The following is a 23142-nucleotide window of genomic DNA, read 5'->3' as shown; positions in this document are numbered from 1 at the left end:
TTGAGAAATCCCAACAGACAGTAGCCCGGAAACACAGTGTGAAAGGGAACGTCCATACGTCATCATTTTTCATCAATGCTAACATTGATGATTGAATCCGTATTTCTGTTTTATTGTGTAGGAAAGGTGGCCAGAACCAGAAAGGAACTTGGACCAGGAGGTTGTGACTCTGCCCTGATGCGTATGGGATACGATCAAAGACACAGGTGAATCTGAGTGAATCCTTAAGTGAGAGGATTTAAGAAATCAGCTCAGGGGCGGAGTATAACGAACGCATCGCGAAACTCAAATATGATTTTCAACACAAGTAAATCGACATAAAACAATACAATAAAACACCTTATATCTATTTCACAAAACTCACTATAACAAGAATTCTGATAATTTCCGATGTTTCAGCGGGGAATCCGGGGGGCACTAAACCGGTTGAACTCAGTGAAACTGGACATCCGGGAAGAAAGATCATTCCACTCAAACGCCTTTTTTTGCGTTTCAGTCAGGCTCAAAACCGCACAGGTCACTTCGATCTCTTCGACCGCTTCGGCGGTCAAGGAAGCGACTTCAGCCAGTTCGTGATAGCCTCCCAGGCGAAAACATTCGCTCAACGAACTCCAGGCCTTGCGGCTTTCCATCACAGGAAACAGACGCGCTGCCTGATGTAATGGTTCAATTGCTTCATGATACTTTTCCTGACGACGGTAGGCTTCTCCAATCAGATAGAGCCGCATCGCTTCGAGCACGCCAGCGTCTTCCATCGAGTGCAATGCATCGAGTGCCTGTATGGGCATGCCCAGTTCCAGATATCCTTCGGCGGCCATAATCTTGTGAATCACTTTGGGAGAAACATTTTCTAACATTATTCAATTCCTTTTTTTACCGGTGGGGCAAGCAATCCATTGCCCGGCTGCATTTCTGTTTCCATGACAGGTCTCAATCCTCTGAGACACAAAAACTCATACAGGTTCTCAAAAGCAACCCTCGTACCAATCAACAGATCACCACAATTAAATTCTCCTATCTCGCTACACTCAAACACTTTTTAGCAACAAGAAAAATTACTTCGTATCCGAAGAAACGGGGAAGAATGCACTTTCTACCCTGAATTCATCTGTAATTTCTACATCACTCCTGGTTGATGTCTCTGCATGCAATCCTGTTCACAGCACATCACAAAACTTGCACTTCCCCCTCGAAACCTGCATGATAGAGCTCAAACACATTCATCATTTGAACTGCTTGAAAACAGATCTTCTTTTTAAGACTGAGGATGAACCTTATGCTGCCGCGCTTGAAGCCATCACCCCGTTTTTCCCTTTCACTCATTTTGAGTCTGGTCTTCTGCTGCTCTTTTCCCCTGATGGGCCTGGGAAATTCAAAAGCCCATGCGGCTGAACAACAACGACCGAACATCCTTTTCATTTTTACAGATGACCATGCCTCCCACGCGATGAGCTGCTACGGCTCTAAAGTCAATCAGACACCAAATCTTGACCGGATTGCCCGAGAAGGAATGCGGTTTAATAACTGCTTCTGCACGAACAGTATTTGTGGCCCCAGCCGCGCCGTGATTCTGACAGGCAAGCACAGCCACCTGAACGGCTTCAAACAGAACGGCAATAAATTTGACGGCTCACAACAGACCTTTCCCAAGATCCTCCGAAAAAATGGCTACCAGACCGCGATCGTGGGGAAATGGCACCTGGCAACTCAACCAACGGGTTTTGATTACTCGGAAATCCTGATCGGTCAAGGCCCCTATTATAATCCCCCGATGATCCGCAACGGCGAGCGCGTCAAGCACGTCGGCTACACAACCGACATCATTACCGACCTGGCCCTCGACTACCTCAAAAACAGCCGCGATCCCAATAAGCCTTTTATGCTGATGTTCCAGCACAAGGCGCCACATCGTAACTGGCAACCCGGTCCCAAACATCTACACATGTACGATGACGTAACCATAGCCGAACCCGACAACCTGTTCGACAATTATGAGGGACGCGGCACAGCTGCCAAACAGCAGGATATGACCATCGCCAAAACCATGACTCCCTTCGACCTGAAATTAACGCCACCCAGAAACCTGACTCCCGAGCAGTTAAAGGTCTGGAATGCCGCTTACGAACCCAAAAACGAAGCCTTCCGGAAAGCCAATCTCACCGGGAAAGATCTGGTCCGCTGGAAATATCAGCGATACATGAAAGACTACCTGCGCTGTGTCGCCTCGGTCGATGATAATGTCGGTCGGATGCTGGACTACCTCGAAAAATCGGGCCTCGCAAAGAATACGATTGTAATGTATTCCTCAGACCAGGGCTTTTATCTCGGTGATCATGGCTGGTTTGATAAACGTTTCATGTACGAAGAATCCTATCGTATGCCGTTTCTGGTGCGCTGGCCAGGTGTCATCAAAGCCGGCAGCATCAATAACGATCTGGTCTCCAACCTCGACTTCGCAGAAACATTTCTGGATCTGGCAGGCGCCCCCATTCCAGACGACATGCAAGGGGTCAGCCTGGTCCCCTTGTTTAAAGGTAACAACGAGAAATGGCGTGAAAGCCTTTACTATCACTATTACGAATTTTATAACAACCGCCGATCCGCCCACATGGTTCGTCGGCATAATGGAGTCCGCACCAAGCGGTATAAACTGATCGACTTCTATAATCTCGGCGAATGGGAACTTTATGATCTGAAAAAAGATCCCCGCGAAATGAAAAACGTCTATGCCGATCCGGAGTATGCTCAGGTCGTGACCGATCTGAAAGCAGAATTAAAACGCCTGCAAACACAGTACAAGGTTCCTGATGACACGGGCTCGGTAGAGAAAGATCCTCCTTCGCTCCATCTCAAGCCTCGCAACAGCGGCGCGGCTCAAAAGAAAAAGAAACCTGCCCGGAAAAACTAAACCGGGCGTCCGCTCCTTCTTGCGGAATCAGGAACGAGGCAGGCGATGAAATCGGATTGCGGCAACCGCGTATTGTCGTGATCCGAGATCCCAGCGCCACGGCGGCAGCATTTCCACATTCTGAACCAGACCAGCCAGCGGAGCATTCCCTTTCAGTTGGGAAAAAAGCACGCCCGGATGGACGCCATGGAAGAAATTGCGCGACGAAAGCAACTGCGAGAGATATTGAGTGAATTGAAAATCGGGCACGTCTTTCAAGTCTGTTGCTGATTCGGAAGATACAAAATCACTCACAACTAAACCCGCTCCCCCCTCCTTGATGAGATCCACAATGGTTTGAAAATGCTGTGAACGAATCGCAACCATCAGTTGCTCAAACTGAGGATGCGTATCCCCGACGGCATTCACGGCCTGCAGAATCAGTTGGCTCAGCACACACGTCGAACAGACCACATCAAACGGGCCGGGCAGATCCAATGCAGCAGGTTGAGAGAACCGCTGGATGATTTCACTCAAATCAGTCTCCGGCAAAGTACTGGCTGCCTCAAAGCCAGCCAGCTCCTCACCTGCCCCGGTGAGATCCCGCACATAGCGAAAGACCCGGGGATCATCGGCTACCTCTTGAGATTGAACGCCGTACTCCAAAGCGCTCTCATCCAGGTCAACCAGATGAACCTCACTATACACCTGCAACAGTCGCTTCAGATCAAGATCATTGCAGTTTCCCGCTCCCAGCACACAGAGCCGCCCCTGTCGGTCTCCCACGAGACCAGTCAGATACTTCATCAGTGTTTCACGGTGCCTGGCGCCCGTTTCCCAGTTGGGACGGCTGGCCAGATTAAATTGAAACTCACCCTCAAATAATTTGTTCATTGCCGCGGTTTGATGGCTCCATAAGACATAGCGGTTTCACAGGTTATACAGATAGAATCAACTTTAAGTCATGCACCAGATATATCAATCGAAAACGAAGGAGAAAACCATTTTTCGCTACCACTAAATCGTTTTGTCAGCCAAACTAGGACATATATCGCAAGACTCTCCATTTTTTATCCTGAATGTCATCTGTAATGTTATTCTTTGTCATTGCTTGCCTGGTCCCTGCGTTTCTGATTTCGTTCCTCTCCACTGCTGCCATGCGCAAACTGGCTCCGAAATGGGGCCTCATAGACCAGCCTGCGCACAGAAAAGTACACACCACGCCGACCCCCCTGGGAGGTGGCGTGGGCATCTGGCTGGGAGTGGTGGTTCCCATCGCCGTCGCTCAATTGACCGTACTGGTGATTTTAAAAACAGGCCTCTCGACCAGCTGGATTCCCCAGGAACTGGTCCCCCATTTAGAGGGAGTCCTCTATCGCTCTGGTCAATTATGGACCGTGCTCGGGGGAGGCACCGTGCTGGCGGTGATGGGGCTGCTGGATGACAAACACAACATCTCCTGGAAACCCCGCCTGGCCATTCAATTACTGGTCGCACTGGGACTCGTTATGGCCGGCATACGAGGAACGCTCTTTATTCAGCAACCCTGGGTCGGCATCGTATTGACAATGGCCTGGATTATCGTCCTGGTCAATTCCTTGAACTTTCTGGATAACATGGATGGACTGACATCGGGCATCGGATTGATCGCAGCGATTTTGTTCGCGTTGATCATGCTGCGATTCACGGGTGAACCTCGCTGGCTGGTGGCTGGTGTGTTGCTGGTGCTCGCCGGTTCGATTGCCGGTTTTTTATGTCACAACTGGCCTCCGGCAAAGATTTTCATGGGAGATTCCGGCAGCTACTTTATCGGTTTGATCCTTTCGACAATGACCATTCTGGGAACCTTTTATCCTGGAGATGCCCCTGCGGGAGCATCGGTTGCCAGTCGTCATGTTATTCTGGCTCCACTTTGCATTCTGGCGATTCCCCTCTATGATTTCTGCACAGTCATGATTATTCGTCTGAAAGAAGGACGCAGTCCTTTTCATGCTGACAAAAGTCATTTTTCGCATCGGCTGGTAGAACTGGGACTGAGTAAACGTGATACTGTGCTGACCATCCATCTGGCGACACTGACGACCGGCGTGGGGGGACTGATTTTATACGAAGTCTCTACCTGGAATGCCGCCCTGCTCGTCATATTGATGATTTTATGCGTGCTGTGTATCGTGACGATTCTGGAGAACGTTGGTCGGAAAAATCGGAATGAGTAAACGCCGAAAACAGAACCGATCGCAGTCGACTCAAGCCACCTCTACGTCAGCTGCGCCCGCATTCGGTAGACTATCCGGGCTGCTGAACGGCATTCAGCTGTTTCTGATTGGCACTCTGATTACGGCCCGCTATTTCCTCCCTGCCGAATCAGCGCCTCAAGGAGAGACCCTGGCCATCACATTCGGATGGTTCATCCTGGCGATACTGTTTTGCGGCACGTTGCTCACAGAGCGTACCCGCGTCTTTCGGGCAGACCGCTACGATCTGGGTGTCTGGCTACTGGTCCTGGGACAAGTTATCTCAACACTGGTCATGATCTATACTGCAGAAGGTCAACAACGAGCCGCCTTGAATATGATGTGGGAATGGGTCGGTTTAGGACTGACTTTTTCTCTGACCCGTCGCCTGATTGCGACGACATCGCTGCGCACCACATTATTACAGGGATTCTTGACCACCATTGTGCTGCTCTCAATCTACGGGATCTGGCAACATCACTGGATGTACGACCAACTGGCTCAAGAATACCTGTCTGTACGACAACAATATGATGCGGCTGATTCTCCTGCAGAACGTGCCCGGTTCCAGCAACAATTGAACTCAATGGGCGTTCCTGCAGATTCGCTTACAGGCAGTGGGCAAAAGTTGTTTGAACAACGGCTGCTCGACAGCTCGGAACCCCTGGGCATGTTTGCTCTGGCAAATACTTTTGCAGGCCTGCTGGCGGTTGGCTTCCTGATTACATTTGCACAAACGATTCCTGTTTTGTTTTCCAAAACCGCAAACGCCGCTTCGAAATCGGATCGCTTCAAATCCTGGATCCTGGTACTCCCCACGATTCTGATCGGCTATTGCCTGATCCTGACCAAGAGTCGTACTGCCTGGGTTGGCGTCATGGGAGGTCTGGTCAGTCTCGCACTCTTAAAGCTGATTCAAAAACGACAAGGCACAAAGGAACAACGAGCGCTCTGGAAGAAGCAAGCCCTCAAATGGGGCATCGGCGGCATGATTGTCGTTCTCGGCTTCTTCCTGCTGGCAACATTCAGTGGCGGCTTTGACCGGGCCGTTTTGACTGAAGCTCCCAAATCACTCCAGTATCGTCTGGAATACTGGACGGGGACCTGGGATGTCATTCAGGAAAACCCCTTGTGGGGCACAGGGCCGGGAAATTTCCGTAATCACTATCTCAAACACAAACTACCCGGTTCCAGCGAAGAAATTTCTGATCCCCATAACATGTTTCTCGATGTCTGGGCGAATGCCGGCCTGATCGCATTTGCAGGGCTGCTGGCCATTCTCGCTTTGGCCGCCTATCGCTGGCTGATCAAGCCTCTACCGGTCTCTGAGAACACGGAATTGAACACCAGCGCCCCCCATCTTCACTTCTCTCCGGATCAAATCCTGTTATTGCTGGGTTTTGTGCTCTCATTTCCTCTGCTGTGGGGGGAGCAATTATTCTTGCAATCCATTGATGAAATTCGACTCTGGCTGTTCTGCCTGGGCTGGCTGGTGATTTTTTTTACCCTCAATGTCGGTTGGCAAGCCTTGCATGAATCAGATTGGAAGAACTCAGCAGCGTCCTTTGTGCCTCTGGCCTTAGCGTCTGCTTTTGTTGCGCTGTGTATTCATCTGCTGGGCGCTGGAGGAATTGCCATGCCAGCGGTGACCCAAACCTGGCTTCTGCTTCTGGCATTCGCATTTCCAGTGACAACACCACTCAAAGTCAGTGAGAAAAACGAGACAACCAGCAACCATTCTGTTCCAGCATTGCCATTCAAAACTATACATTTGAAAACCGCCAGTTTCATCTTCTGTCTCCTGATTACGTTTTTCTTTATCAGATCGTCATTTGCGCCAACAATCGAGCGAAAAAACCTCGTAAGGGAAGGAGAGCAGGTTCTCTTGCGCGGGAATTCCGCTCGAATTGCGCAACGGTATTTCCAGCAGGCCAGCCAGGCAGACCCGCTCTCTCCAGCCCCCTGGCAGGCATTGGCTGAACTAGAGTTTCGTCAAGGAGCTGAGAATCGGGATGCATTTGAACAAGGGGTCAAACTGAGTCAGGCCGCGATTCAGCGTGATCCTAAAAACCCGCTCAACTACTTTCAGTTAGGACAACACTTTTATCAGCAATATCAAACATCACAAAAACAGGAGGATCTGGACGGCGCCCTCGAAAACCTGAAACAGGCAGTTAGTGGATACCCCCACAATGCCCGCTATCGGGCGGCTTATGCGGAAGCGTTATTCGCTGCTCGCCAAACCAGAAAGAGCCATGAACAGGCAGAGCGGGCAGTTGAGCTGGATGAAGCCAATCGTCGTGCCCAACATGTCGACAAATATTTGAATGACGAGACATTAAGTCGAATGAAAGAAATAATTAACGTAACACAAACGAATCAGAATTGAACTCAGGCGTCCTGCACCTCATAATAACAACAGGTACCGAAATCAGTACCTCAGTTCCAATACAGATTATTTTATCTCACTTATACGACTTCTTTGCTGGTGGAATTATGAATCTTCGTACCATTCTTACAACAGTGGTTGTTCTCATCGTCGCGCTGGTCGGTACTGTCTGGCTAGGGCGAGGAAATGGCGATCTCGAGCCGACAACACCTGCCCGACCTGCAGCAGACCCAGATGACGACCGTCCCAAGATCGCAGCAAAAGGTCCTTACCCGAAAGCGGTAGTAGAAAAACCGCGCTATAATTTCGGTGAGATGGCCGTCGGGCAATCCCTGTCTCATAAGTTTATCTTAAAAAATGAGGGAGAAGTTCCGCTGGAAGTCAAAAAAGGGAACACGACCTGCAAATGCACGCTCAGCGAAATGAAAGATAATACGGTCGCCCCCGGTAAATCCATTGAGATCGAACTCACGTGGACCCCGAAAGCGCCTCAAGAACATTTTGGGCAAACCGCAACGATCTTTACAAATGACCCCGAAAACAAGGAACTCAAGCTCCAGATCGAAGGCACCGCCAATAACCTGATTAGCTTTAGCGGAGATATGATGGGCACCGCTCACTGGTCCCTCCCGACCATGGAAAGCGATGAACCGGTTTCGTATACGGGATCAATTCATACCAAATACATGGACGAGTTCAAAATTACAGGAATCGAGTCTGACCGAGCCGGGTTGACGGCTACCTTTAAGCCGCTCACGCCTGAAGAACTCAAGGAAGAAGATACGAAGACTGGGTACTCAATTGAAGTCACAGCTGATCCTACAAAATTTCCTCTGGGAGGATTTACCGAACGCCTGACAGTCAAAACGGATATCCCCAACGACCTGGAACCAACAGAGTCCCACGCAGATCATAAACATCCTGAAGGGCACGACCACAAGCACGAACATCAGCCGCCCGGAGATCGAACATTTGTGATTCAGGTTTCAGGAAACCATACCGGCCCCATTCGAATTGTCCCGACATTTGGCGTTTACTGGAATCCGCAAACCATGGTATTGAACCTGGGAGAGTTCTCCGCCAAAGAGGGAAAAGAAGTCATGCTCTCCATGTTTGTGGAAGGGACAGAACTGCCTCTGGAAATAGTCGACCAGCAGGTCATACCCGATTTTCTGAAATTTGAGCTGAAAAAAGATGATAGTTTTCAATCAAAAACGAAACAGCGCTATGAATTGAAATTTGCCGTCCCTCCGGAGCTGCCCGCTGTTTCCTTTGGACGTACCAATCTGGCGAAAGTAAAATTGAAAACGAACCATCCCAATGCCAAAGTAATCGAGTTCAGGGTCCAGTTCATTTCACTATAACCGTTGATTTTGGGGCTGATTCTGTTCATGAACTCATCAATCAGCCCTTATTTTTCTCAGTTTTCTATTTTACTTTTCAGGGCCACCGTCAGATCCACTTTGACGCAACACCATGTGATGAGCTAAGATAAGCAGCGAGGAACCAACCCCCTACACTGTTTATTTTCCTCATTCATATCCATGGAAGGCCGCATTGAATGTTATTGAAACCAATCTCAGACCAACATTGTCTGCTTGCCCTGCTCTGTCTGCTTCTGCTGGCCGGCTGTGAAAGCAACACACCTCAGCCAACCACAAAAACATCAGATTCAACCGTTTCTGAAAATCAGTCGGAGAAACAGAGCCCAGAGAGTCCCCCTCCTGCAGAACAGCATGCCAATGCGACACCTGAAAAATCCGGCACCACCAATTCTGAACATGCCACAACAGCAAAACCCAAAGCGACTTTAAATACGAAAACAACTGTTTCGCCAGGCAAACCTGAGCCATTGTTTAAAGACTGGCCGGCACCGAAGCTGGCGATTGTCTTAACTGGTGAGCGGCACGGTTATCTGGAACCCTGCGGATGTACTCAAAACCAGACCGGGGGCGTTTCCCTGCTGGCCAATCTCTTCAAGCAAATTGAAGAACGGAAATGGCCTGTCACTGCCTTTGATCTGGGTGGCCTCGTCAAACGCAATCGTCGACAGAGTCAGATCAAATATGAAACCATTCTGACTTCGATGAAAGATATGAAGTACGGCGGGGTCGGCCTCGGACCGGAAGAACTCCGCTTTGGCGCCGATATTTTTCTACAACTACATAACCCCGAGCCCACTTCTCCCAATACAACCCCCACATTCCTGGCAGCCAATATTCTGATTCTGGATACTCCCGATCTGGGCAAAAGCCATTTCAAAATCATTGAAGTGGGGGGCGTCAAAATGGCGGTCACTTCCATCATCGGTAAAAGCCACATGGAAAAAGTCCCCGACATCACCTGGCAGGAACCCGCCAAAGTTCTGCCTGATGTCATCAAAAAAATGGAAGCCGCCAAGCCCGATCTGATGATTCTGCTTTCGCAATCCAACAAGGATGAATCAAAAGCACTGGCTGAAAAATTTCCGAACTTTGACATTCTGTTAACAGCAGGCGGCGTAGAAGACCCGCTCGGTGAGCCTGAATTTATTGGCAAAACCATGATGGTCGATGTGGGTCATAAAGGGAAAAGTGCCGGCGTTGTCGGCTATTATCCAAAGCAGGCAACCAAAGACGATCCTTCAAAACGGTTCCGATTTACGGTCATCGAACTCGATAAACAACGTTTCAAAGACACCCCCCGCATGGCCGAACATATGCAGTTTTATCAGGATCGCCTGAAACAGGAAGATCTGGCGGCCAAAGAACTTCCCATTGATCATCCCCGCGGCGCCACATTCGTGGGAGCAGAAAAGTGTGGCGAGTGCCATACAAAAGCCTATGAAAAATGGCTCACCACCGCGCACGCGCATGCCTATGAAAGTCTGATTAACGGCCGCAAAGATCAGATTGAACGAGGTGAGAAAATTATTTCCCGCATCTATGATCCCGAATGTCTCTCCTGCCATGTGACCGGCTGGCATCCTCAGGAGGTGATTCGCTACAAAAGTGGTTTTGTGAATAAACAGGAATCCCCACACCTGTTAGGTCAGCAATGCGAAAACTGTCACGGCCCAGGCAGCGGTCACATCGAACTCGTTGATATGGACAAACTTGATGAAGCCAAAAAAGTGATGCGAGTCACGCTCGCCGAAGCCAAAAAGAGCACCTGCTATCAATGCCATGATCTTGATAATAGTCCCAAGTTTGAATTCGACTCCTACTGGGAGAAAATCAAACATCCCTGGCGCGATTAACCGCATATCTCAAATTCACTGAATGATCTCCCCTCAACCATTGGGCCTTTAAATGCTGGAAGTGGAACAAAAGTTTTTACTCGCTGATAAAGCGGCTTTGCTGGAGCAACTGGCACAACTCGGCGCGACACAGGAAACGGACCAGGAACAGGAAGATCTTTACTTCACGCACCCCGTACGAAATTTTGCCGAAACGGACGAAGCCTTTCGCATCCGCCGCATCGGCTCTGAGAATCGGGTCACCTATAAAGGTCCCAAGCGGAACACGGTCAGCAAAATACGCAAAGAGATCGAGCTGGCGTTTGAATCCGGTCAGTCTGCCTTTGAACAACTGACTGAAATGCTGGAGCTACTGGGATTTCATCCTTTGAGAAGTGTCCGTAAACGGCGGACTCCCTTCACCTGTCAGCATCAGCAGCGCGCCTTTGAAATCACTGTCGATGCAGTCGAAGGACTGGGTCTGTTTGCCGAAATCGAATTGCTCGCGGAAGAATCGGAACTAGAGGAAGCCGATGCCGCGATCATCGAACTGGCTGCATTCCTGGGAATGACTCATCCCATCCGCACGTCCTATCTGGGCATGTTGATTGAAAAGGAAACCCAGTCTGATTCTGATTGAGCTTATTGTGAATTTTCGAAGCTTTCCCTCCATTTATTCCTTTTCAGACTGGGGAAATTCTGAAATAATTGCCGACAGATAAAAATGTCTCATGTTTTCTGTTGTGGTAGGAGAAATATTGACTAGTATATATTAGTCCACAACAGACACTTCTTTTTAGAATCCATGGGTCGAGACGGCGTTCAATAATAGCGTCCCCGCAATTCTCGATAAATTAGGCACCTTGCTTCGCCTGACGAACTCGAACTCATTTGCGGGGCAAATGCCATATTATTGAAGGAAGACCTCAATGGCTGCAAAAGCACGATCAAAACGAGCTGCAACTCCCCCTCCCACTAACAACAACGGTTCTGACGGGATGCTTGATAACGCGCTCGGGCAAATTGAGCAGGCGTTTGGCAAAGGCGCCATCATGAAACTGACGGGCGATAACGCCCAGGCTGTTCCCTCGATCGCCAGTGGTGCCCTTTCACTTGACCTGGCACTGGGCGGCAAAGGCTTTCCCCGTGGTCGCATTATTGAACTGTACGGCCCTGAATCGAGTGGTAAAACCACGCTCGCATTACATGTGATTGCCAATGCTCAAAAAGAAGGGGGCATCGCCGCCTTTATCGATGCCGAGCACGCACTCGATCCCGTCTGGGCCAAGAAACTCGGCGTCAACATTTCGGAACTGCTGGTCAGCCAACCCACCTATGGTGAAGAAGGACTGCAGATCGCAGAAATGCTGATCAAATCGAACTCGGTCGATGTCATCGTTGTTGACTCAGTCGCCGCCCTGGTTCCCAAAGCTGAACTGGATGGCGAAATCGGCGATACCCACGTCGGCCTGCAGGCACGTATGATGAGCCAGGCCATGCGAAAGTTAACCGGCGCCATTTCCAAATCGAAAACGACTGTGATTTTCATCAATCAGATTCGTGAGAAAATTGGCGTCATGTTCGGAAGCCCCGAAACAACACCCGGCGGTCGCGCCCTGAAGTTTTACAGCTCGGTTCGTGTCGATGTTCGCCGGATTGCGACGCTGAAGGATGGTGATACGGTCACTGGCATTCGCATGAAAGCCAAGATTGTCAAAAATAAGATCGCCCCTCCTTTCCGGGTTGCCGAATTTGATATGCTCTCGACGGGCGGAATTAACTTCGAACTGGACCTGCTGGATCTTGCCGTCGAAAATAAAATTGTCAAAAAGGCCGGAAGCTGGTTCAGTTATGGAGAAACGCGTCTCGGACAAGGTCGCGACCGTTCCAAGTCCGTTTTGGAAGAAAACCCCGATATCTGCCAGGAAATCAAGCAGAAAGTACTGGAAGCCAAAGGGCTTGCTCCCTCTACCCAGCCGGAAGCAGTCGAAGCCTGATTTCGTAAACGTCCTGTAAACGAACTCAATCAGTCAGAATAGCACAAACGACCTTGAAACCAGCAGTGGTATTCGAGGTCGTTTTGCATTGGGTTATGCCCAAAAACAGAGTAAAATCAGGATTTATCATCGTCAGACTAAATTGAAACACTTTCTTCTGTATCACAGAACATTTCCCTTTGATTCGATCCAGGTCAATGCATGCTTAATGCTCAATCAACTCAAATTGCTCGCAGCCGTCTCTTGGCAATCATGGCATTTCTGAGCGGGCTGTCTCTACTGCCATTCGCTCCAAGTCCGTCGCTGTATGCACAGAACCTGGATGCACGCGCCATTGCCTTTGCCGTTCAACAGCAGCTGGTTCAAGCAATCGAAAAGTCTGAAAAGTCCGTCGTTGCCATTTCAAAAATCAAAACAAAACGGCAACAGATTCAATCGCGGATTCCTGCCCCCTTCGGTCTGGACCCGAATCAGGGGTTAAATCTATCACAAGATCCGAAAAACCTGAATTTTATCCCCAACGAATTTGGAGCGGGAGTTCTGATTCCTGATCCCACAGGACAAAACCGGGTTTTGATCCTGACCAACTATCACCTCACAGAAGGAGGCCCGGTTGCGGGGAAGAAAACCAATCCGGAAAATCGAATTTTTGTGCATGCCGCCAACCAACTGGGATTTTATGCCGAACTGATCGCAGCCGACCCCCGTAGCGATCTAGCGGTCCTTACACCGGCAAAAGGCCTTCCGAATCGTTCGACCCGTGCCCTCAGTCCTATTAAATACGGTAACACCGAAGCGATTCGCAAAGGCCAATTTGTGATTGCCCTCGGAAATCCATACGCGATCGCCCGCGATGGATCGCCCAGCGCGAGCTGGGGAATTGTCAGCAATTTTCATCGTTACCCGGTACCAATCTTCAAAAATTTTTTAAATCAGGAACTGGATAAAGAGGAAACCCTGCACCACTTTGGAACATTACTACAAGTCGACACTCACCTCGACCTTGGAACCAGTGGGGGCGCTTTACTGGACCTTGATGGAAATTTAATCGGCGTCACCACGTCTCTTGCCGCATTGGAAGGCTATGAAAAGTCAACCGGCTTTGCCATCCCGATCGATCAAGCCACATTACGGATCATCAACAGTCTCGCTGCTGGAATGGAGCCCGAATATGGTTTCCTGGGCATCCACCCCCTGACCATCGAACAAAGTCAGGCAAGACATCTCTTTACCAGGAATACTGTGCTACTGGAGCCTTATTACGTAGTAGCCAAGAGTGTCAAACCACACTCTCCAGCTCAACTCGCCGGCATGCTGCCCGATGATCTGATCCTCTCGATCGAGGGACAAAAACTGACCCGAGATTTCGACTTAATGCGGGAAGTAGGCAAAGCAGGCGCAGGAAAGGAAGTAAAGCTTCAAATCTTGAGAGGAAAAAAACCGCGTGAGTTGACTCTGACAGTGAAACTAGGAAAATGGCCAGTGGCGGACGATGAGGGTATTGTGCAAACCCAATTTCACCATCCCCTCTGGCGCGGACTTAGAGTCGATTATCCTACTGCTCGCAAGAAATATACCTTCAGTCCGTTCAGTTATCCACCAGCGGTCGTTGTGACGCATGTCGCTCCGGAAAGCCCTGCACAACAGGCTGGCCTCAAAGAAGGAAACTTCATCAGCCATTTTAATGATCAAGCGGTCAGATTGCCTGATTCGTTTTATCAGGAAGCACAAAAAGCAAACAATTCACCAGTAACATTACAACTTTTGGATGGCCGAAAGGTGATCCTTTCTCCCCAAGAAGCAATCAAAAAACAATGAAAACAGACGAACTTCGCGAGAGTTATCTTTCCTTCTTTGAAGAAAAAGGTTGTGTCAGAAGACCATCCGATGTCCTGGTCCCACGCGATGATCCCACCGTGTTATTTACCCCCGCCGGGATGAACCAGTTTAAAGATCAGTTCCTGGGTGTGGGCAAACTCGAATTCACACGGGCCACAACGTGCCAGATGTGTCTCCGTACGGGTGATATTCAGAATGTCGGCGTCACCGCTTATCATCACACGTTTTTTGAAATGCTGGGGAACTTTTCATTCGGGGATTATTTCAAGCGCGAAGCCATTCACTGGGCCTGGGAATATCTGACGGATAAAAAATGGCTGGGCCTCGATCCCAGTCTGCTGTCCGTCACCGTCTACAAAGAAGATGACGAAGCCTACAATATCTGGCACGACGAAATCAAACTGCCCGCTAATCGCATCAGTCGCGAAAATGAACACGAAAACTTCTGGCCCGCCGGGGCACCCTCGTTAGGCCCCGATGGTGTGTGTGGCCCTTGTAGTGAAATTTTCTATCACCCCAACGGCGGCAAAGATAACGTCGAAATCTGGAACCTGGTCTTCACACAGTTCAATCGCGTGGGAGATCCCCCCGATAACCTGAAGCCACTTCCTAAGCAAAACATCGATACCGGCATGGGACTCGAACGAACTGCCTCGGTTCTGCAGGGCGTCCCCAGTAACTTTGAGATCGACACACTCAAACAACTCTGCCTGGCAGCCGCTGATACGGTCGGAACGGCCTACAAGTTTGAAGCTCCCGAAGGACGACCGATCCGTCGCATTTCTGACCATGTCCGTGCCATCACCTTCAGCATCCATGAAGGTGTCAATCCCGGCAGCCTTAAAGAGAGCTATGTCGTGCGTCAATTACTCAGGCGTGCGCTACTCGAAGGTTACCTGCTTGGTAAAAACGAACCATTCCTGTACCAGCTGGTCCCGGCGGTCGTGGAAATTATGAAAACGCCTTATCCGGACATCGTCAAAACCGTTGAAAATGTGCAGAACACCATCAAAGTCGAAGAAGAACAGTTCCTCGACGTCATTGAGAAAGGGCTCACCCGTTTCGCTGGCTTCCTGAAGAAAGCAGAGCAGGAAGGGAAATCGGAAATCTCTGGTGAAGATGCCTTTGATCTGCATCAGACAGATGGCTTTCTGATCGAACTGACCGAAGCCCTGGCGGCCAAAAATAATATTGCCGTGAATCGCAATGAATTTAACACCCTGATGGATCGGCACCAGAAAGACAGCGGCAGGAACGCCTTCGCAAACTCGGTGATGTCGGAAGGCCCACTTACCGCGCTGCATAAAACGACCAGCGACACGATTTTCAAAGGTTATGAAACGACAGAAGCCGAAGGAAAGGTCGTAGGGATTATTGCCGAAGATCGACTGGTCGAATCCGTCGTGGAAAAAGGGCACGCACATCCCGTTGCCGTCGTCCTGGACGAAACCCCCTTCTATGCAGAAGCCGGCGGTCAGGTAGGCGACACAGGCTTCATGGAAGCAGATGGCGTCAAATTTGAAGTCATCAATACCCAGAAAAATGGAGGATTGATTCTCCATCTCGGCCATCTACTGGAAGGCCAGCTCAACCTGGGACAAACTCTCAAAGCAACTGTGGTGGAAACACGGCGCGCCGGCATCCAGCGTGCTCACTCAGCAACGCACCTGCTACATCATGCCCTGCGAACCGTCTTGGGTGAAAATGCCATGCAGCGTGGGTCCAAAGTAGAAGAAGACACACTTCGCTTTGACTTTTCGCACAGCAAAGCAGTCACTCCCGAAGAACTGAGTCAGATCGAAGACATCATCAACCAACGTGTTTCCGAAGGCGCTGATGTCAGCACCGAACTGATGAAACTGCAGAAAGCCCGCGATCTCGGCGCAATGGCGTTGTTCGGTGAAAAATATCCCGATAACGTACGCGTGGTTCAAATGGGAGACTTCAGTATTGAATTGTGCGGGGGAACTCACCTCACCAATACCGGTCAGGTTGGTCTCTGCAAAATCGTGAATGAAGAACCCGTCGCCAAAGGAGTGCGCCGGATTCACGCATTGACTGGCTCCAAAGCTCTGGAAAAAACCAGAAACACGGAGAAACTGATTCAGGAAATTGCCGCACAACTCAAAGTTCCACGGCCCGATGAACTGCCTCAGCGAATCGCGCAGCTGCAGGATGAATTGCGGGACACCAAAAAACAACTTTTGAAGTATTCCAGCAAGTCACTGTCAGGCACTGCCGATGAACTGCTGGAACGCGCACCAACAGTCAACGATGTCAAAATCGTCTCTTACCATGCCCAGGATGCTTCCCGCGATCAACTGCGGGAACTGGCAGACCTTCTACGTAAAAAAGGTAAGCAGGTCGCTTTGATTCTGGGTACGGTCATTGACGGCAAAGTCGCCCTGATGGCAGCCGTCAACAAGGACCTGGTCAAGCAGGGCCTCAAGGCCGGCGATTGCGTCAAAGCCTCCGCCAAAGTGGTCGGCGGCGGAGGTGGCGGACGACCTGATATGGCAGAAGCCGGCGGCAAAGATCCGGATAAGCTGGACGATGCACTGGCAACAGGCGCAGACTACTACCGCAGTCAACTCGAAGCGTAAGCTTTGACGATCGGCTAGACTGTGTCCAGTTTTACTGTAGCGTCTCCAAGGTCATTTGGACCGAGTATATTAGATTGAGACACGCTATGGTAAAATGTGATGCGCTCTAGATCAGATTCCGACGGTTGAGTTCGGCAACGACGCGTTGCACAATTTGGGATACGTCGTTGCTCCCTAACTCTTCCGTGATTCCGGTAGCACAGCCCCCGATCGGCTCATTCGTAAAACCGTGCTGGGATAACATACACTGCAGCGTTCGGCTTAAGGTGGAAATATCGGTTTGCTGCTCTGACGTGCTTGGCTGTCGTCCCTGCCCCATTTGAAAACCACGCAGTTCAACAGCGGCACGGAATCCTTCAGGAAACTCTGCCGAGTAAATCATCGTGTCAAACAGGGTCAACAAGTCATATTGCACACGACGGGCTTCATCCAGTTGGGCCGACATCGTCAGATCGTAGAGTTTCCGCGTCAGTTCAGGAACGACTCCCGAACTGGCATTGGTTCCCCCGTCAGCACCGCTCAATAACAGAGGCATCAACGCCGCATCCCAGCCGGTCAGAAAAGAGAAATCGGGACGGTTCGGACGCACAGCCTGAATCATGCGAATCATATTCGGGATATCTCCCGATGAATCCTTGATCGCCACGATCTTTTCGCATTCTTCAGAGAGACGTTGAATCGTAGGCACATCGATCGGACTGGCAAACATCGGAATGTTATACAGGGTCACATCAATCGGAGTATTATCACCAATTTCCTTAAAATAGGCATAAACAGAAGCGGGGCTCAGTTTGTAATAAAAGGGAGCCACAATCGCCACGGCTCGAATTCCCAGACTGTGATAATACTCGCACGCTTTAATGGTTTCGCGGACGTTGGCTTCTGCCGCTCCTGCTAAAATCGGCACGCGCCCTTTGGTCTGGTCGGCAATGATCGCCACAATCCGCCGACGTTCTTCGGGGGTGAAGCGAGTAAATTCGCCGGTGGATCCGTTGGGATAAAGCCCGTGGACCCCTTTTTCAATGAGCCAATCGATATAACGTCGCAATTCAGGCTCGTTAATTTCGCCTTTGGAATCGTAAGGGACCAGATTCGGGGTAAAAATTCCACTGAGTTTTTGCTGGGGCTGCATTCTGGGGGACACCTATACATTAAAACAAACAAGTTGCCAGTTTACGGAGTATAGGGGAATTATAGCATACAAATCAGTGGGGCGACACAGTTTCAAGCCTCTTCTACGGGCTCTTCTGCAGACTCTTCTTGATCTTCGGATGCTGCATCATCTTTATCGGTTATTTCTTCTGGCTCACTCTCCCCACCATTAGAACGGTTAAATTCCTCAGCAGTCACACCCGCCTCCAGAATCGCTTTTGCTTCCACTTCTGCCGACTTTCCATAAAACTGCAGAATCAGGAATAAGACAATCAGACCGACCGGCAGGAGAATATAAGGTTGAATACCAAAGCCAACGGGAATATAGCCGAAGACAACAGAAACCGCGGCAACGGTCATCGCATACGGCATTTGTGTGAGAACGTGATCCAGATGGTCCGATCCGGACGCCGCTGATGAAAGCACCGTCGTATCGGAAATGGGCGAGCAATGATCGCCAAAAATCGCTCCCGCCAGCACGCCGCCAATCGTTCCCAGCATGAGATGATGATTCGGCTCGGCTTCATTCAATGGAACCAGCAGGCTATAGGTGACGGAAATCGACAAAGGCATTAAGAGCCCCATCGTAGACCAGGAACTGCCGGTGGCAAAACTCACGGCTGCTGCCAGCAGAAATGTAATCGCAGGCATCCAGTTCGGAGAGAGATGCCCCGAAAGCATTTCGACGAGTACTCCGGCCGTATTCAGATGACCTTCGTCACAAACCGTGGCCACCGACCAGGCCAGAACCAGAATCAGAATTGCCAGAAACATACTTTTGGCACCGACCGACCAGGCTTCTACACATTCATTGAGTGAAAGCGACTTGGAAAAGCTGCAGCTGGCAACGGCAGCGATCGAAGCCAGGAACGAAGAAATCAGTAAGACCCGATTGGGAGAGGCATGCTCTAAAATCGTCCGTAAATTCTTTTCCAGTAACAATTCGCCTTGCTGCAAACGCTCCAGATTCAGGCGCTCGATTTCAATCGTCCCCGTCCACCACAGGCCGATCATTGCCAGCCCCAGCAACACAGATAACGGAATCAACGCATTCCGCAATAACTGGCGGTGAGCCAGCTCTCCTTTTTCTGCACTCGATTCGGCTTCGACAATATTGAAACGCCCGGGCCGCATGACCTGATTAAAGGCAATCGTACGCACTTCGGCCTTCAACATCGGACCAAAATCGTGCCCCAGATAGGCGACCAGCCAGACAAACGCCAGTAATTGCAGTGGATAAAAACGGTAAGGCAGACTATATAAAAACGTGGTGTAGTAATCTTCTGCCATCCCCAGGCTGGCATAGGAGTCGGCAATGTAACCGATTTCCACTCCCACCCAGGTCGAAATAATCGCAATCCCCGAAACGGGAGCGGCGGTCGAGTCAACCAGGAATGCAAGCTTTTCGCGGGAGACTTTCATACGATCTGTTAAAGGCCGCATCGAACTGCCGACCAGCAATGAATTCGCATAATCATCAAAAAAGACAACCAGCCCCATAAACCAGGTCATGAGCTGACTATGCTCGCGTTTTGTCGCGTACTGCGAAAGCCGGTTGACTAATGCAGCAGTTCCTCCACCGACGGACATCACACCGACCATCGCACCGAGGAACATCGTAAACAAAATGATCATCATATGGGAATTGTCGGTACTTCCCGGCTCGACGATCTCATGTATCACAAACGTATCCAGGGTATGTACAAACCCCAGAAACAGGTTACCGTGGGCTAAAATCACCGCCCCACACCAGATGCTGACCAACAGTGCCAGAATGATATTTCGAAACCAGACCGCCAAAATCACGGCCACAATCGGAGGCAGCAAACTTAACCAGCGAGAAATCCGATACACTTCCAGTGACCCCGCCCCCCGAATATCCGGATCCACGATGATTGTATCAGAGGTCACGAAGACTTTTTGATTCTTGGCTAAGTCAGTCTTCAGTTCCAGTATGCCGTCTTTGAACGGGGGTAAGGCGGTATCAACTTCATCGATCCATAAATCGATACCGATTATCTGTTGAGGATGACCAGAGAACTTCGTATCCAGCGAGCCATTGACGTTGAGTGCACGAATGGTAACTTTGCTGACAGGGACCCCGACCACAACGACGTCAGGCGCTTCGATCGCATATCTTGCCGGCTCTTTTTTCAGAGGTACATCCGAAATCTTCTCGGTCTGCCCTAAGAAGCTGGTCAGAATTATCAGAAAGGAATGAATCGCCGCCATCGTCCCTCAGGCTGCTTGATCGATAAAAAGTTGGGGCAAAGCAATTTCTGCTCGCGAAAAATCAACTTGCCAGACGTCCTGCTGAGTATATTGAAACCGATCCCCGACTGATCCGCAAGCGATGATTTTCAAAAAGTCACTTGTTTTCACTCTCTGCAGGATTTTCCGCAGGCCAGATCAGATGAAATGTCACACCCTGATCGATATTCGTTTCCGCTTCGATCGATCCTCCATGAAGCGAAACAATCCGCCAGCACTTTGACAACCCAAACCCTAAGCCTCGCCCCGCCTGTCGGGCAGAAAAGAAGGGATCAAATAGATGCTCCCGTTCCTGGTCTGTTAAGCCGGGGCCATTATCAATCACGCGCAGATGCAGGCTCCGCTTCTCTCCAGCAGTCAATTCTTCTGAAACAATCCGAATCTGACCGCCAGTTTCCAGTACATTCAGACTATTCAGAATCAGATTACTAAGCACCACCTTCCACTGCGTTTCATCGGCCCAGATTGAATGCGATTCGGGAATCTCAACTGTGAGCTGACTTTCGGAATGGGTAATGGCTTCGTCCAGACTTGCCAGGACTTCCTCTGTTGTTTGCTTTAGATTGTGTAAACTCGGGCGCGGAACGGGGGGCCTGCCAAACAGCATCGCATCACTAATCATATCGCGGACGCGATAAGCCTGCCCGCCGATGGTCGTGAGAGCTCGCCTGCGTTCCGGATCTGTTTCCCCTTTCAACAACATCTGCACGCGTCCCACAATCGTAGCGACGGGATTATTGATTTCATGCCCGGCACCAGCCGCGAATTCCGCCATCGCTTCCAGTTTATCAACACGGGGAAGCACGCGGCGTTCTGCAGCGGCGGTATCCTCTGCAACGGTGTTTGATAACGCAGGTTTAAGATCCAGCACTTGAGCCAACAGACGCTGGCTGAGTTCTACCAGTTGGGAAATGAGAGGCTGTTTTTCCGTGAGTCGTGTCGCGGAAAACAGGCACACACCCACAACCTCAGTTTGATTAGAGGGAATCGAATAGAATTCGTAGGGCGAATCGGAAATCCGTGAAAACGATCGGCCCTGAGTAAAGATTGATTCAGCCTGCTCTCTCTCCGAACCAGCATGCGCTGATTGAATCGCATTCGCAACGAAACACTCTGTTTCATTTGGGCTAGCCCGATGAATGCTGCCCGTCAGTTGTTGTGACCGGCGATCGAAGACGGCAATGTAACTGGCATCCGCGACTGCGGCTTCACACCAGACTTCAGACAGTGCATTAAGAATTGATTCCAGTGAGCGCGCAGGAATCAATGCAAACAGACGTCTGTAATACGCATCCGGTAAATCCAAGCTGAGGGCACCGGTTTCGCTCAACATCTGAAACTCCCTGAAACAGCATCCACAACGATCGGAGAAAAAATCCGATCGTCATGAAACTGATGACTGTTCATTTTTTGGAATCAGCCGGTAGCGTGAACGGATTCCAGATTCAGAAGCGTACAGACCCGATCAGCCAGTTGCTCGACTTCAAATGGTTTCTGCATGAAGTCATTAGCGCCAGCCGCTTTTAAATCGTCAATCTTGTCTGCTTCTACCATACCACTGATGCAAATGATTTTCACATCGTCCATGGAAGAATCGCTGCGGACTCGCTGACAGACTTCTTTTCCATTGATGTCAGGCAGCATCACATCCAGAATAATAATATCGGGGTGATACTCTTTGACCATCATTCCGGCATCGAAACCATTGTTGGCAACGCGGATTTCAAATCGGGAGTCTGCTTCCAGAACATCGCGGATCAATTCTACAAGTTCCTCATCGTCATCCACGATCAGAGCCTTGCGTTTTCCGCTTTCCAGTGCATCGGTGGGAATTCCATTGTCTTTCATAAACTTGAATAAGACATCACGAGGAATTCTACGAAAGCGAGAGCCGGGTACACGAAATCCCTTTAATTGGCCAGAATCAAAACAGCGAATAATCGTTTGTTGACTCACTTTGCAAATCTTTGCGGCTTCGCCTGTGGTAAAGACCGTTTTCATATTGCTCATCCATCCTTTGAAGACCCGCCACAGTTGAGCGGGAAAGACCAAGCGCTGTAAGGCTATTACAACATGCAATAACCGAGCCCCTGCGCAGTGAAACCGATGACCCGTTCATCAAGCTCGCTGCATGAAACTGACATCTCCATAATCAGCCTCTTATCTATTTACCTGGAAACAAGTAAAGTGATAAAAAACCGCATCCTCCAAGGTGCAGTTCTGTGGCCCGTTTACTTGCCAAACGCTACTGACTTTCCAGACGCCACAAGTATCCCACATAGATACAAACGCCAAAACTTTCAATACCGCTTGACTTTACCAGTATTATCAATAACTCCGATTGTATCTATTCTGACGATATGGTCAACACGCATTCGCCACGTTGACCAAATTATTGAAACAAACATGTACGAATTATACACTTACAATCATCAGACCTTTACCCACGGTTACCCAAAAACTCTCGTTTCTCACGAATGCAAACCATCCGCGCATGCAAAAAGTGCAGTGACTGTAGTGAGTTAAGAAAATATTTTTGCGAGCATCGCAAAA

15 protein-coding genes are annotated in these 23142 nt (G+C 49.8%); 9 read left to right on the top strand and 6 right to left on the bottom strand.

All coding sequences use genetic code 11. The features are described from left to right. Positions 1-395: 395 nt before the first annotated feature. Positions 396-857 (bottom strand): tetratricopeptide repeat protein, encoded by a 462-nt coding sequence (locus tag Pan241w_RS06515; RefSeq protein ID WP_145212690.1) that lies wholly within the window; start codon positions 855-857, stop codon positions 396-398. 419 nt (positions 858-1276) lie between these two features. Between Pan241w_RS06515 and Pan241w_RS06510 the strand changes: the two genes are divergently transcribed. Further along, positions 1277-2908 (top strand): sulfatase family protein, encoded by a 1632-nt coding sequence (locus tag Pan241w_RS06510; protein WP_232107374.1) that lies wholly within the window; start codon positions 1277-1279, stop codon positions 2906-2908. A gap of 27 nt (positions 2909-2935) precedes the next feature. Here Pan241w_RS06510 and Pan241w_RS06505 read toward each other — a convergent pair whose 3' ends face one another. After that, on the bottom strand, positions 2936-3781 hold the full coding sequence (locus Pan241w_RS06505) for a hypothetical protein (protein ID WP_145212689.1): 846 nt from the start codon (positions 3779-3781) through the stop codon (positions 2936-2938). Between the two features lie 197 nt (positions 3782-3978). On the opposite strand from Pan241w_RS06505, the gene Pan241w_RS06500 reads away from it, so the two are divergent. The 8 genes from Pan241w_RS06500 to alaS all read left to right on the top strand — a co-directional run bounded on the left by Pan241w_RS06500 (position 3979) and on the right by alaS (position 17166). Next, a complete protein-coding gene (locus tag Pan241w_RS06500; protein WP_232107373.1) occupies positions 3979-5103 on the top strand; it encodes an MraY family glycosyltransferase in 1125 nt (374 codons plus the stop codon). Continuing rightward, positions 5096-7510 (top strand): O-antigen ligase family protein, encoded by a 2415-nt coding sequence (locus Pan241w_RS06495; protein ID WP_145212683.1) that lies wholly within the window; start codon positions 5096-5098, stop codon positions 7508-7510. The genes Pan241w_RS06500 and Pan241w_RS06495 overlap by 8 nt, the downstream gene beginning before the upstream one ends. Before the next feature lie 107 nt (positions 7511-7617). Beyond that, positions 7618-8874: a DUF1573 domain-containing protein gene (locus Pan241w_RS06490; RefSeq protein WP_145212680.1), complete on the top strand. Its 1257-nt coding sequence runs from the start codon at positions 7618-7620 to the stop codon at positions 8872-8874. 197 nt (positions 8875-9071) lie between these two features. Continuing rightward, positions 9072-10748, top strand: coding sequence for a multiheme c-type cytochrome (locus Pan241w_RS06485; protein ID WP_145212676.1), 1677 nt, complete (start codon positions 9072-9074; stop codon positions 10746-10748). Positions 10749-10800: 52 nt separating this feature from the next. Then, entirely contained in the window at positions 10801-11367 is a 567-nt protein-coding gene (cyaB, locus tag Pan241w_RS06480) for a class IV adenylate cyclase (protein WP_145212672.1), read from the top strand. A 289-nt stretch (positions 11368-11656) separates the two neighbouring features. Beyond that, complete coding sequence (recA, locus tag Pan241w_RS06475; RefSeq protein WP_145212669.1) at positions 11657-12724, top strand: recombinase RecA; 1068 nt, start codon at positions 11657-11659, stop codon at positions 12722-12724. Positions 12725-12925: 201 nt separating this feature from the next. Continuing rightward, positions 12926-14542: a trypsin-like peptidase domain-containing protein gene (locus Pan241w_RS06470; protein WP_145212666.1), complete on the top strand. Its 1617-nt coding sequence runs from the start codon at positions 12926-12928 to the stop codon at positions 14540-14542. After that, positions 14539-17166, top strand: coding sequence for an alanine--tRNA ligase (gene alaS, locus Pan241w_RS06465; RefSeq protein ID WP_145212663.1), 2628 nt, complete (start codon positions 14539-14541; stop codon positions 17164-17166). Before Pan241w_RS06470 ends, alaS begins: the two co-directional genes overlap by 4 nt. A gap of 106 nt (positions 17167-17272) precedes the next feature. On the opposite strand, the gene Pan241w_RS06460 is transcribed toward alaS, so the two are convergent. From Pan241w_RS06460 to Pan241w_RS06445, 4 genes are all read right to left on the bottom strand, one after another. Then, positions 17273-18298 (bottom strand): dihydrodipicolinate synthase family protein, encoded by a 1026-nt coding sequence (locus Pan241w_RS06460; RefSeq protein ID WP_145212660.1) that lies wholly within the window; start codon positions 18296-18298, stop codon positions 17273-17275. 92 nt (positions 18299-18390) lie between these two features. Next, positions 18391-20550, bottom strand: a complete 2160-nt coding sequence (locus Pan241w_RS06455; protein ID WP_145212658.1) for a Na+/H+ antiporter NhaC family protein — start codon at positions 20548-20550, stop codon at positions 18391-18393. 136 nt (positions 20551-20686) lie between these two features. Further along, on the bottom strand, positions 20687-21922 hold the full coding sequence (locus Pan241w_RS06450) for a sensor histidine kinase (RefSeq protein WP_145212655.1): 1236 nt from the start codon (positions 21920-21922) through the stop codon (positions 20687-20689). A gap of 83 nt (positions 21923-22005) precedes the next feature. Next, positions 22006-22590 carry a response regulator gene (locus Pan241w_RS06445; protein WP_145223233.1) on the bottom strand — a complete coding sequence of 195 codons (585 nt, stop codon included), beginning with the start codon at positions 22588-22590 and terminating at the stop codon, positions 22006-22008. Between the last annotated feature and the right edge of the window lie 552 nt (positions 22591-23142).

It is taken from the genome of Gimesia alba, assembly GCF_007744675.1.
In the GTDB taxonomy this organism is placed as follows: Bacteria; Planctomycetota; Planctomycetia; order Planctomycetales; family Planctomycetaceae; genus Gimesia; species Gimesia alba.
This window is presented reverse-complemented; position numbering and strand designations above follow the sequence as displayed.